Below are 13032 nucleotides of genomic sequence, written 5' to 3'. Positions count from 1 at the left end.
AATCATGGGTAATCAGGTTCAATTAAGTGACATATTTAATCATCAGGAAAGAGGGATCTCTTTCATCTTACAAAAAGTAACCAGAGAGACTCTTTCCGAACCGTCACAATCCGGTTACTCTAGCGCCCCTCACGGCTCTCGCTGCCGCTCATGGAATTCAGAGATATTGATCAAGGCTGGATGGTGCGCCACTGAACCAGTGGCCAGAGCGTTCATGCTTGAGGGTATGAACCGGACGAGTGCTACGAATTTAACGATCACCTGGATACGCCATGAATACCAGTTCCATGACCATAGGCAAAAAACTCACTGCCGGCTTTGCCGTGCTCGGTTTGATGGTCGCCTTTATCGGCGGCTTCGCCCTTGTCCAGTTTGGCAATATGAACGGGGTGGCCCTCCGTTTTACCGACAGTATCTTGCCTGCGGCCAATCGCACCAGCGCGATTGGCGACACCATCAGCGACTTGCGCCGTTATGAGCTGGGCTACTTCGTGGTGGCGGCTGACCCGGTGAAGAGAAGTGAATACCGTGAAATCGCCAATCAAAAGCTCAATCAGATTGCGCAACAGTTGGCCGCGCACGACAAGACCATCTGGGCTGAGGATGTGGCCGAGCGCCGCACTTTCGATACCGTCAAATCTGACTGGGATCGTTATGTGGCACTGCATCAGCGCGTCAAGCAGCTGCAAGACAGCGATCAGCTCGCAGAAGCCCAGCGCATCTTTCTGGCGGAAGGGATTTCCCTCTATACGGCACTTAACAAGTCGGTGGCCGACCTTATCCAGATCAATCACGGTTATGCGTCAGAATCTCGCGGCGATGTCGTTGAGTCTTACCAATCCGCCAAGCTGAGCGTCACCATCGCGCTGGTGCTCGGTCTGATTCTTGTGGTGGTGCTCTCCGTGGTACTGACCCGCCAGATCCGCGATCCGCTGATCATGCTGGCCCGTCAGGCCCAGCGCATTGCCAATGGTGAGCTGGGGCAGGGCGAACTGCAGCAGTGGATCCGCGACAGCCGCTTCAACCGCGACGAACTGGGTCAGTTGGGCACCGCCATCAACCGGATGCAGGGCTCCCTCTCCGATCTGGTGAGCGAGATAGCCGGTTCCGTGAGCCAGCTCAGCAGTGCGGTGGAGGAGGTGAGCGCCATCTCCAGCCAGTCTGCCAGCGGCATGGCCATCCAGCAGAACGAAGTCTCCCAGGTGGCGACTGCCATGAACGAGATGCAGTCCACCGTCAACGAAGTGGCTCGCAACACTACGGATGCCATGAGCGCCGCCAAGGATGCCTCCCGCACCTCCGCGGCCGGCAGCGAAGTGGTACGTAGTTCGATTACCAGCATCGAAGAGGTGTCGGTCAAGATTGAACAGGCGGGCACAGTGGTGCAGCAGCTGGAGGCCGACAGCGCCAACATCAGCGTGGTGCTGGATGTGATCCGCGATATTGCCGGTCAGACCAACCTGCTGGCCCTCAACGCCGCCATCGAAGCGGCCCGGGCCGGTGAGCAGGGCCGTGGTTTTGCGGTCGTTGCCGATGAAGTACGCTCCCTGGCCCAGCGTACCCAGGACTCCACCGCCAAGATCAGCAAGATGATCGAGCTGTTGCAGAGCCGCGCCGCCGAGGCGGGCAACGCCATGCAGCTGAGTCGTCACCAGATGCAGGAGAGCGTCGGTCTGGCGCGGGATGCCGGTACCAGTATCGACACCATCAACGGTGCCGTGGTGCGCATCACCGACATGAACACCCTGATCGCCACCGCCACCGAAGAGCAGAATGCGGTGACCGAAGAGCTCAATCGCAGCATCGTCAACATTCATAATGCGGCGGACGAGAATGCCCAGGGCGCCCATCAGATCGCCCAGGCTTGCGTCGAGCTGAGCAAGCTGGCCAACACCCTGCACCAGATGACCCAGCGCTTCACCCTCTAAGGGTTGATGCATGGATAACAGAAGGCCCCGCCAATTGGCGGGGCCTTGTTGTTTCTGGTGTTGTGGAAGGGCTCAGCTCAGGCCGACTATCTCGCCGTTCTCATCGATATCGATATGGCGATAGGCAGGCAGACTGCCCAGCCCCGGCATGGTCATGATGGGGCCCGCCAGCGCATAGACGAACCCGGCACCGGCGCAGAGCTTCACCTCGTCGATGGGCACCTCGAAATCGGTCGGTACCCCCTTGCGGGCGGGGTCATGGCTGATGGAGAGCGGCGTCTTGGCCACGCAGATGGGCAAGTGATCCCATCCTTCGGCGGAGAGCTGTGCCAGCTGCTGGCGGGATCTGTCCGAGAGCTGCACTCCACGGCCGCCGTAGCCGCACTCCACCAGGGTCGCCAGCTTGGCCGTCAGACTCATCTCGTCGGGGTAGAGCAGTTTCACCTTGCCGGGTTGCTCGCAGGCGGCGACCACGGCGCGGGCCAGCTCGCTGGCGCCAGCACCGCCCTGGGTGAAGGCGTTGGAGATGGCCGCGCCACAGGCACCGGCTTGCTGTGCTTCATGGGCCAGCAGCGCCAGTTCGGCCTCGCTGTCGGTGGGGAAGCGGTTGATGGCGACCACCACCGGCACCCCGTAACGGCGGGCATTTTTGATATGCCAGGCGAGGTTGGCGCAGCCCTGCTTGAGGGTCGGCAGATCTTCCCCCTGCAGGCTGGCCGGCAGCGGCTGGCCCGGGCGGATATCCAGCAGACCGCTGTTGGCCTTGAGGCCGCGCACCGTGGCCACCAGCACCACGCAGGCAGGGGTAATGCCGGATTGGCGGCTCTTGATGTTGAAGAACTTCTCCAGCCCCATGTCGGAGCCAAAGCCTGCCTCGGTCACCACATAGTTGGTCAGACCAAGGGCGATGCGATCGGCGATCACTGAGGAGTTGCCGTGGGCGATATTGGCAAAGGGGCCGGCGTGCACCAGCACCGGCGTCTGCTCGGTGGTCTGCATCAGGGTCGGCTGTAGCGCGTCCTTGAGTAGCACCGTCATAGCGCCCGCTACTTCCAACTGTTCGGCGGTAATGGGCTTGCCGTGAATATCGCGGGCCAGCTGGATGCGGCCGATGCGCTGGCGCAGGTCTTTCAGATCGCTCGCCAGCGCCAGAATGGCCATCAGCTCGGAGGCGGCGGTGATGACGAAGCGATCGCTGCGCTCCACACCATCGCTTGCGCCCCCCTGACCTATGGTGAGGTGACGCAAGGCGCGGTCATTCATGTCGAGGCTGCGCGGCCAGAGGATATGGGCCGGGTCGATATCGAGCCGTGACAACCCGGTTTTGGCGGTAAACTGGTCGCCGAGTTTGCGCTCATGGAACAGGCGGGCATCGAGGGCGGCCGCCGCCAGATTGTGGGCCGCCGTCAGGGCGTGAAAATCGCCGGTGAGGTGGAGGTTCATCTCCTCCATCGGCACCACCTGGGCGTGGCCGCCACCGGCTGCCCCCCCCTTGACCCCGAATACCGGCCCGAGGCTCGGTTGGCGGATGGTAGCAATGCTGGGCTGGCCGATATGGTTGAGCCCCATGGATAGGCCAAGGGAGGTCACCGTCTTCCCTTCACCGAGTGGGGTGGGGGTGATGGCGCTCACCAGTACCAGCTTGCCGCTCTGTTTGGGTTGAGACTTGAGTAGATCAAGGCTGATCTTGCCTTTGTAGTGGCCATGAGGGTTGAGCAGGTGCTGGGGGATGGCGAGACGGTCTGCCAGCTGCTGGATGGTGAGACGGGGGGACTGGCGGGAGATCTCGATATCGCTTAGCATCAGCACCTCGTTGGCATATCGGGGTAAAATATGCAGCGCAGTCTAGTGGAATATAACGGGTAATCCAATGACGAAAACGATTTTATTTGGTGAGGGAGAGGTTCGTCAGAATCCTGTTCGGCTGGATCTCAACGCACTCTATCATCCTCCCAAGCAGCCGATGACGGCGCTGGGGATTGTCAGTGCGCTGGTGCCGTTGTTCGGTTTCGGCTGGCAGGCGATGACCCAGGACCCCGAAACCCAGCTGCGCCACGAGATCCGCAAGCGGGTCAACAAGCGAAAAACCGATGAGGCAAACCTCATTCTGATCCTGCAACTGGCCGCCATGTTTGACTGCACCGAGCTGGAGGTGGCGCTCCCCTATGCCCTCGGTGAGCCGCAGTTGTCGGTGATCCGCACCCGTTTGCCGCGCTGGCAGCTGCACCTCGAGCAGGAACGTCTGCTAGCCAAGCTCACCCCTGTTGCCGCATCCACCACCGCACCCGACCAGCGTTAGGTTTCAAGCCGGACCAGCAGGCTGTACCCTCTGCTCTGGCAATCAGGTCGGCGCATCCCACAGTTGCGGGGCGAGATAGCGCTCCTGCACGAACTCGATAAAGCAGCGCACCTTGGCCGAGACGAAGCGGCGGTGCGGATAGACCGCATAAAGTCCCACATCTCCCTTCTCCCACTCTGGCAGCAGGCTCACCAGCTGCCCTGACCGCAGGGCCTCCCCCACGATAAAGGTGGGCTGCAATATGATGCCCTGATCATCACAAGCAGCGCGGGTCAGCGCCACCCCGTTGTTGGCCCGCAGCGGCCCCTGTGGCCGGATGCTCTGGGGCTCGCCGTTCCGTTTGAAGTGCCACTCCGGCTGGGTCAGGGTATAGACAAGGCAGTCGTGCTGTTTGAGATCCTCGGGCTTTTCCGGTCTGCCCTTGCGCGCCAGATAGGCGGGGCTGGCGCACAGCTCGAGCCGGATCGTCGCCAGCTGGCGTGCCACCAGCGAGGAGTCGCTGAGATGGCCGATCCGCAGCGCCAGATCGAACCCCTCTTCCACCAGCGCCACCCGTCGATCGCTGTACTCGATATCGAGCTTGAGGTCGGGAAAACGCTCACGAAACAGTGGCAGGGCGGGGGAGAGGTGCAGGTAGCCAAAATCCATCGGTACCGAGAGCTTGAGGGTGCCGTGGGGTTGCTGGTTGTGATGGGTGAGCTGACTGTGGGTCTCCTCCAGCTCGGCCAGCAGGGCGATTGATCGCTGGTAGTAGAACTGGCCCGCCTCGGTGGGATTGACCTGACGGGTGGTACGTGACAGCAGCCGGGTGGCAAGGGACTCCTCCAGCTGTTGCATCAGTTTGGAGGCCATGGCTACCGAGATGCCGAGCTGGTTGGCGGCCTTGGTAAAGCTCTGGCACTCCACCACCTTGATAAAGGTACGCATCGCGGCGATCTGGTCCATTTTCCATCCTCAGTAAATAATGAATTTAATAAATCACTGATTATTCATCTTCAGAACGAGGTTAGCATTTTAACCACTGATGTGAACCCCAAGATGAAGGAACGAACGGATGAAAATGACCAAGGCTCTGCTGGCCTCCTGCCTGTTTATGGCTACCCCTCTGATGGCGGCGGATTACGACGTGGATGCGGCGCACACCACGGTGCAGTTCAAGGTGGGTCACCTGGGCTTCTCCGAGCTGGTGGGTCGCTTCAACACCTTCAGCGGCACCTTCAGCATGGATGACGCCACCCCGGCGGCCGCCAAGGCGAGCTTTGAAGTGGATGCCGCCAGCGTCGACTCCAACCACGAGGCCCGCGACAAGCACCTGCGCAGCCCTGACTTCCTCGACGTGAAGCAGTATCCCAAGATGACCTTCGTCAGCTCCGCTTACGAGGGCACCAAGGATAAAGGCGTGCTGAAAGGGACCCTGACTTTGCACGGCGTCTCCAAGGAAGTGGCCTTCGATCTGGTCAAGATCGGCGAGGGCAAGGATCCCTGGGGCGGCTACCGCAGCGGTTTCAATGCCTCCACCACCATCAAACGCAGCGATTTTGGCGTGAGCTACATGCTGCCCGGTATCCCGGACGAGATGGACATTAACCTGTTTGTTGAAGGTGTGCGCAAGTAATGGGGGCAGAACTGCTGCTGCAAACCCTGGCGGCTCCTCTGGGAGCCGCTTTGCTATCGTGGCGCTGGCCGCGATGGGGGTATCTGTGGGGGGCGCTGGCGCTCTGGCTGGTGGGATCCTGGCTCGGCGGCCTCTATGGCATGCCGGAAAAGGCGTGGCAGTGGCTGCCGCTGACGTTGCTGGTCCCCGCCATCGCGGCTCAGGTGAACGATCTGCGCGGCTCGCTGCTGCTCTTTGCCGTGATCAGTGCGCTGGTGTGGTGGCAGGGGTTGGCCTCGGTACTGGCGAGCGAACCCGGGATCTGGCTGGCGCTGCTGCCCGCCATCTTCTGGTTTGGCTGGAGCGGCCTGCGCGGTGACAGCCGCGATGGGCTCGGGTTTACCCTCTGCTTTATCTGGCTGGCGCTGGTGATCGGCATCGATGGCAGCCTGCTGATTGCCCAGCTGGCCGGAGCTCTGGCGGCTTTCGCCGGTTTTCGCGCCCTGCTTGCCACGTTCGTGGGTATCAAGGTGGCGCCCGCCGGACTGGCGCTGGCTCTCGCCTTCGTCCAGATGCTCGCCTGGCAATATGTGGAGGTGCCGCTGCTGGTGTTGCTGCCGGTCTGGGTGCTGCCGCTGCTGGCCTGGAGTTTGCGTGACAGGCCGTGGCCACTGTATTGGGGGGCTCTGATCCTGCTCGCCACCGCGGGAACCGGACTCAGCCTGTGGTGGGTCTGGCCTGCTGCTTCTTTGTACTGATTTTTGCATGAAAAACAGGCAATTACAGTCATTTTTGCATACCTGCTCATACTCTTGGCAGATAATGATTGAGCCCCGTATGTGTTTAAGATAAAAAGGATTTTCATTTTATTTGGACACACACAGAACCCGGCTGCGCCGGGTTCTGTTTGCCTGCTTTGCGGCACACTCCCTCGGGGCAAATTAAGGAGGCCACAGTTGCGCAGTCAAGGATCTGAGCATCTGTTTTTTCGCCATTTCACCGGAAAGGGACGCATCGAGGGTCTCTGCATTCTGCTGGTCACTCACCTGCTTCCCGATCGCCCCCGTTTTATCGACGCTCTCGGTCAGATTGGACGGATTGGCGCCATTTTGCCCAAACCGAAATCGGTACACGGCCCGACCCTGGAGTGGGTATCCCAACACTATCCGGTGCTGCCCCTCAACCGGCACTGGACCAATGATCCCGACAGCCTCATCCAGCAGATTGCACCGCTGGTGGCCCCCCATGAGCGGCTGTTGATCCTCGATATCGGCGGTTACTTCGCCAAAACCCAGGTGATATTGAGCGAGTACTTCGGCCCCCGATTCCTCGGGGTAGTGGAGATGACCGAGAACGGCCATCAACGCTATGAGCAGGAGGTGCTGGCCACTCCGGTGGTGTCGGTGGCGCGCAGCCCCCTCAAGCAGGCCGAGGATATCCAGATTGGTTTGAGTGTGGTCTACTCCGCCGAGTCGCTGGCCCGCACCCTTAACCGCACTTTCAACGTCTGTGAGGCGGCGCTGTTTGGCTATGGCAAGGTGGGGCGCAGCATTGCCCGTGACCTGCGCTGTCGTAACCTCCAGCTCGGACTGGTGGAGACTGACGTATTGCGCCAGGTGGAAGCGCTCTCCCACGGTTTTCGCCTGATCACCAAGGCCGAAGCCCTCGGCCGCGCCGAACTGGTGATCTGCTCCACCGGAAATTGCTCGCTGGATCTGGTGGATCTGCAGGCACTGCGCCCGGGTACCATGGTGGCCTCGGTCACCTCGGCTGACGACGAGTTTGCCTTCTCGCTGGCCCAGTTGCCTTGGCCGAGCGAAGAGGTGTGCCCGCACGTGCTGGCCCTCAACCGGCCGGATGGCACCCAGATCTACCTGCTCAACCGGGGCGAGGCGGTCAACTTCGTCCATGGCGCCGTGATCGGTGAATATGTCTATCTGGTGCTGGCTGAGATCATGGAAGGGATCCGGATGCTGGCGGCAGGCCCTCTTGCCCCCGGCCTGTTCGAGCTGCCAGAATCGGTGATGCGTACCATTGCTCGCCATTGGCTGGCCGATTTTCATGGTGTTGACCAGACCGGGCTCTGTCATTGGACGGCGGTACGTCACTTCCCGCTATTGGCCGATTTTTAATGGAGTCACTCATGACCGAGTCTGAAACCCTGATCAGCAAACCCCGCATCGAAATCCGTTACTGCACCCTCTGTCGCTGGATGCTGCGCGCGGCTTGGCTGGCGCAGGAGCTGCTCTCGACCTTCGACAGCGATCTGGGGGAGGTGGCGTTGGTGCCGGCCAGCAAGGGGGAGTTCCGCATTCTGGTGGGCGGGGTGCAGGTGTGGGATCGGGTGGTCGATGAGGGTTTCCCCGAGGCCAAAGAGATCAAGCAGCGGGTGCGCGATGTCATCGCACCGGAGCGGGATCTCGGCCATTCGGATCGCAAGGCGGCCGAGTAACGCCTGATGCGTCGCCAGCAAAACAAAAACAGAAAAGGAGAGGGAGGCCATGGCCTCCCTCTCCTTGTTTAGTTTCCCGCCTGCGGTGATGGTCTATCCGGGCGGTTTGCCCGGATCCGCCATTCTGTAGCCAAGGGGCTATGCGCGCCAGGCCGCGGTGAGGCGTACCAGCTCCACCAGGGTGGCGACCGCTTTTTCCATGGATTGCAGCGGGATGAACTCGTGCTTGCCGTGGAAGTTGTGGCCACCGGTGAAGAGGTTGGGGCAGGGCAGACCCATAAAGGAGAGGCGGGCGCCATCGGTACCACCGCGAATGGGCTTGATCTTCGGCACCACGTCGGCGGCCTCCATGGCGGCACGAGCCAGCTCGACGATATGCATGTGCGGCTCAATCTGGCTGCGCATGTTGCGATAGCTGTCGGTCAGGGTCAGCTCGATGCGGGCCTTGGGGTACTCGGCCTGCAGGGCTGCGACCCGGTTCTCCAGCTCGGCCTTGCGCGCGGCGAACTGCTGGTCGTCGAAGTCGCGGATGATGTAGTGCAGTGTGCTCTCCTCCACGGTGCCGCTCATCTGGGCCAGATGGAAGAAGCCCTCATACCCTTCTGTACACTCCGGGGTCTGCTCGGCCGGCGTGGCGGCGTGGAAGCGGGCTGCCAGGGTCTGGCTGTTGATCATGCTCCCCTTGGCGGTGCCGGGGTGAACGTTGTTGCCGACAAAACGGATGGTTGCACTGGCGGCGTTGAAGTTTTCATACTCCAGCTCCCCCAGCTCGCCGCCATCTACCGTATAGGCCCACTTGGCCGGGAATCTGTCCAGCGGGAACAGGTTGGCGCCGCGGCCAATCTCTTCGTCCGGAGTGAAGCCGACCCAGATATCGCCGCGCGGGATCTCGGGGTGGGCTTGCAGGTGATCGATGGCAGTAAGGATCTCGGCGATGCCCGCCTTGTCGTCGGCCCCCAGTAGGGTAGTGCCGTCAGTGGTGATGAGATCCTGTCCCAGATAGTTTTTCAGGAAGCGGTAGTCGCGGATGGCGAGCACCTCGTCACCCTTGCCAAGGCAGATGTCGCCACCCTGATAGTTTTCGATGAGCTGGGGCACCACCTGCTCGGCCTCGTAATCGGCGGTATCCATGTGGGCAATCAGGCCGATGGCGGGAGCCTCTGGCTGGTTGCCCGGCAGGCAGGCGGTGAGGTAGCCGTGCTCGTCCAGGGTGACCCGGGTCAGCCCCAGGGCTTCCATCTCTTCCTTGAGGACTCTGGCAAAGACCAGCTGGCCTTCGCTGCTGGGACAGGCGGGATTGGTCTCGTCAGAGCGGGTATGAAAAGACACGTAACGCAAGAAACGCTCAAGCAGGGTATCCATTAATCAGCCTCCGGTAGTGAGCGGCCATTTTGGCCAATTCATCAGCAGCACTCATTGCGTCAGCGCAGGTTTTTTCCATTTATTGACGCAAGGGGAGAGGAGGGGGCGTGTGGCGCGCGGCGCAACCTCGGGGGAGGGGCATCGCATAAATGTGGCATTTATCGCGATATTTAGGCGCTGGCGGTGGTGGCCAAATTCCTGCCAGCGACCGCACAGCAAGGGATTAGCCCGATTATGGCCTTTTCACACACTTTTCAAGGGGAATGCGAGCTGTCGCATAACCTGCGCCACCCCAGAGCCCGCCTGCCTGCCAGCAAGATTTGATCGACTTATTAAAAGGGGATTTTGAACACTATTTTTTATTGTCACTGCCCGCGGTAAGTGTGTACACTCCGCGCCGATCCAAGGGCAACCCTGAAGCCGGCAGCGCCACCAGACACCCGACCGATCATACGCCTATAGGGCGAGGCACGCAGAAACGACAGACACTGCTGGGGAATGGTTTCTTTAATACCGGTTAGGCTCCGGTATCAGGGAGAACAACAGACTCTTATCCTTCATTTGACCGAGTGGGCCACCGGCTCATCATCTTCCCTTGTCATGGGCGGTCACTGGCGGTGGGCTGGCTGTAGTTGTTGTCGTCTATCAACACGCATGCGTGCTGACGCCTTCGCTTCTCTTCCTTGGAACCTTCTCCTGCTGTCGTGATGGCTGCCGAATGATGAACGGACGACGTGGCTGATGTCGTCTGTCATCAAAGTACCGCGGCGCCACGGCATAGTGGCACCGCATACCGTTGAGCTTGATGTAAAGCCACCAGCCCCACATCAAGACTCGTTACTTCCCCAAGATCCACCAGGCAGCCTCTGGCTTGCCGCGATGTGCAAAGCGCAGGTTTGGTTGTGGCTGCGTCTCGTGATGGCAGCGCCCGCCGCACTTTGCACTAGATGGTCTGGATGTGATTGAGGGTAACGAAGGCGGCCACCGGCTGCTCATTTGCGAGGCATAGCCCATGACTAACTGGTCCAGCAAGGACTCCTTGAAGGTCTACAACGTTCCCTACTGGGGTGCGGGTTTTTTCAATATCAATGACGCCGGTCATGTGACCGTCGCCCCCGACAAATCACGCCCTGACGCGCATATCGTCATCTCTGATGCCATCGAACAGTTGCGTCAGTCCGGGCTGACCACCCCCGTGCTGTTGCGCTTCCCCGACATCCTCAAGAGCCGGGTTGATGCGCTGTTCAATGCCTTCGGTCAGGCCATCGAGAAGTCAGGCTATGAAGGGGACTACCTGTGCGTTTACCCGATCAAGGTAAACCAGCAGCGTCGTGTCATCGAGACCATCAGCCAGTCCTACAGCGACAAGCCCCGGCTTGGCCTGGAAGCTGGTTCCAAACCGGAACTGCTGGCCGTGCTGTCCCATCATCATGAGCAAGGCTCGGTGATCGTCTGCAACGGTTACAAAGACCGCGAATATATCCGCCACGCTCTGCTGGGCAACCTGATGGGCCACAAGGTCTACATCGTGGTAGAGAAGCCCTCCGAACTGGAAATGGTGCTGGACGAGTCAGCTCGTCTCAACATCAAGCCCAATATCGGGGTGCGTGCCAAGCTCGCTTCCACCGGCTCCGGCATGTGGGAATCGAGCGGCGGCTCCATGTCCAAATTCGGTCTCTCTGCCTCCCAGATCCTGGCGCTGATCGAGCGTCTGCGCGGGCTGGGCAAGCTGGATTGCCTGCAACTGCTGCACTTTCATCTGGGCTCCCAGATCGCCAACATCCGCGACATTCAGGGCGGCATCCGCGAGTGCGGCCGTTTCTACGCTGAACTGCGTCGCCTCGGTGCCAACATCGAGGTAGTGGATGTGGGCGGCGGCTTGGGCGTGGACTACGAGGGAACCCGTTCCCAGAGCCACTGCTCCGCCAACTACAGCCTTTCCGAGTACGCCAACAACGTGGTGTGGGGGATCGGCGATGTCTGCCGCGAGTTCGACCTGCCGCACCCGACCATCATCAGCGAGTCTGGCCGTGCCCTGACCGCCCACCACGCCGTGCTGGTGACCAATATCATTGGTGCCGAAGGGGTGGAAATGAACGACATCAACGCGCCGGACGAAGATGCCCCGACCATTCTGCAGAACATGTGGAAAGGGTGGCTGGATCTGCGCGGTGAGGATCCCTCCCTGCTGGAGATCTTCCACGATTCGGTGGCGGATCTGGCGGACGTCAACACCCAGTACACCATGGGCCTGCTCAACCTCGAGCAGCGCGCCTGGGCCGAGATGCTGCACCAGAACACCTGTCTGGCACTGAAAGAGCTGCTCAACCCGGTCAACCGCAACCACCGTGCGTTGGCTGACGAGCTCTCCGAGAAGCTTGCCGACAAGTGCTTTGCCAACTTCTCCCTGTTCCAGTCCCTGCCGGATGCCTGGGGTATCGGTCAGGTATTCCCGGTGATGCCGCTCTCTGGCCTCGAGCGTCCGCTCAGCCGTCGTGGCATCCTGATGGATATCACCTGCGACTCCGACGGTCAGGTCGAGCACTACGTCGACGGTCTGGGGGTCGAGAGTACCCTGCCGATGCCGGTCTACGGCGAAAATGAAGAGTGCTACGTCGGTTTCTTCCTGGTGGGTGCCTATCAGGAGATCCTGGGCGACCTGCACAACCTGTTCGGTGATACCCACTGCGCGGAAGTGTGGCTGGACGACGAAGGCAAGATGGACATTCGCAACGTGGTGCGCGGCGACACCGTCGACCAGCTGCTGCGTTACGTCAACATCGACCCGTCAGTTATCCGCGAGAACTACCAGCGGATTGCTTCCCACCCGGCGCTGGACGACGCAACCCGCAAAGCCCTGCTCGACGAGCTGGAGCTGGGCCTGCAAGGCTATGCCTATCTCGAAGACGAATAAGCCTCTGGCTTGTTTGCCCCGTCGGTGGAAACAACATGACGGGAATAAAAAACGGCGCCTGCGGGCGCCGTTTTTGTTGCCGGGGGGCTATCCGGCGATATGACGGGGCGCTCGACCCATCTTCATTCGGATAACCGATGGTGGCTCGGGGCATCCGCAGGCCACAGTTCGGGCAGATATCCGCCCTTGTCCGCTGTTTTCCTTGATCTGCATCAAGCCTGATCTGCACCGGTTACTCTACGGTCAGAAGTGATGTTGATGGGATGTAACAAAAGGATGTGCATATGGAACTGAAAAGGGACCCGAGATGCTATACCGACGTCTGTATCGACGGTAAGTGGTATCACTACGACCACTGCAGCACCAACGTTTACCTGCTGATGGGAGGCGCCGCCCCGTGCCTTCAGCTGGCCTATGAGCCGAGCAGCGAAGAGGAGCTGATCGAGATGCTCCAGCAGCTGGGGCGCTTCTGAATCACCGAAT

Annotated in this window: 11 protein-coding genes; 8 read left to right on the top strand and 3 right to left on the bottom strand. The window is 60.5% G+C overall.

Annotated features, from left to right (window positions below):
• The first annotated feature begins 272 nt into the window (after positions 1-272).
• Positions 273-1928, top strand: a complete 1656-nt coding sequence (locus BN1125_RS00625; protein ID WP_042009828.1) for a methyl-accepting chemotaxis protein — start codon at positions 273-275, stop codon at positions 1926-1928.
• Positions 1929-2000: 72 nt separating this feature from the next.
• On the opposite strand, the gene BN1125_RS00620 is transcribed toward BN1125_RS00625, so the two are convergent.
• On the bottom strand, positions 2001-3731 hold the full coding sequence (locus BN1125_RS00620; RefSeq protein ID WP_042009826.1) for a formate--tetrahydrofolate ligase: 1731 nt from the start codon (positions 3729-3731) through the stop codon (positions 2001-2003).
• Positions 3732-3798: 67 nt separating this feature from the next.
• On the opposite strand from BN1125_RS00620, the gene BN1125_RS00615 reads away from it, so the two are divergent.
• Positions 3799-4227 carry a hypothetical protein gene (locus BN1125_RS00615; RefSeq protein WP_042009824.1) on the top strand — a complete coding sequence of 143 codons (429 nt, stop codon included), beginning with the start codon at positions 3799-3801 and terminating at the stop codon, positions 4225-4227.
• 42 nt (positions 4228-4269) lie between these two features.
• Here the strand turns inward: BN1125_RS00615 and BN1125_RS00610 are convergent, their stop codons facing one another.
• Entirely contained in the window at positions 4270-5172 is a 903-nt protein-coding gene (locus tag BN1125_RS00610) for a LysR family transcriptional regulator (protein WP_042009823.1), read from the bottom strand.
• A 109-nt stretch (positions 5173-5281) separates the two neighbouring features.
• On the opposite strand from BN1125_RS00610, the gene BN1125_RS00605 reads away from it, so the two are divergent.
• The 4 genes from BN1125_RS00605 to BN1125_RS00590 all read left to right on the top strand — a co-directional run bounded on the left by BN1125_RS00605 (position 5282) and on the right by BN1125_RS00590 (position 8273).
• Positions 5282-5842, top strand: coding sequence for a YceI family protein (locus tag BN1125_RS00605; protein ID WP_042009821.1), 561 nt, complete (start codon positions 5282-5284; stop codon positions 5840-5842).
• Positions 5842-6579 (top strand): hypothetical protein, encoded by a 738-nt coding sequence (locus BN1125_RS00600; protein ID WP_042009819.1) that lies wholly within the window; start codon positions 5842-5844, stop codon positions 6577-6579. The genes BN1125_RS00605 and BN1125_RS00600 overlap by 1 nt, the downstream gene beginning before the upstream one ends.
• Before the next feature lie 198 nt (positions 6580-6777).
• The gene (locus BN1125_RS00595) at positions 6778-7953 is read left to right on the top strand and encodes an adenosylhomocysteinase (RefSeq protein ID WP_042009817.1); all 1176 of its coding nucleotides are present in this window, start codon (positions 6778-6780) and stop codon (positions 7951-7953) included.
• 11 nt (positions 7954-7964) lie between these two features.
• Positions 7965-8273, top strand: a complete 309-nt coding sequence (locus tag BN1125_RS00590) for an Rdx family protein (RefSeq protein ID WP_042009815.1) — start codon at positions 7965-7967, stop codon at positions 8271-8273.
• Positions 8274-8411: 138 nt separating this feature from the next.
• Here the strand turns inward: BN1125_RS00590 and pepT are convergent, their stop codons facing one another.
• Positions 8412-9635: a peptidase T gene (gene pepT / locus BN1125_RS00585; RefSeq protein WP_042009813.1), complete on the bottom strand. Its 1224-nt coding sequence runs from the start codon at positions 9633-9635 to the stop codon at positions 8412-8414.
• 1012 nt (positions 9636-10647) lie between these two features.
• Between pepT and speA the strand changes: the two genes are divergently transcribed.
• Positions 10648-12549 (top strand): biosynthetic arginine decarboxylase, encoded by a 1902-nt coding sequence (speA, locus tag BN1125_RS00580; RefSeq protein ID WP_042009810.1) that lies wholly within the window; start codon positions 10648-10650, stop codon positions 12547-12549.
• A gap of 284 nt (positions 12550-12833) precedes the next feature.
• Positions 12834-13022, top strand: a complete 189-nt coding sequence (locus tag BN1125_RS00575; RefSeq protein WP_042009809.1) for a hypothetical protein — start codon at positions 12834-12836, stop codon at positions 13020-13022.
• Positions 13023-13032: the final 10 nt, after the last annotated feature.

The organism is Aeromonas fluvialis (genome assembly GCF_000819885.1).
Classification (GTDB): Bacteria; Pseudomonadota; Gammaproteobacteria; order Enterobacterales; family Aeromonadaceae; genus Aeromonas; species Aeromonas fluvialis.
This window is presented reverse-complemented; position numbering and strand designations above follow the sequence as displayed.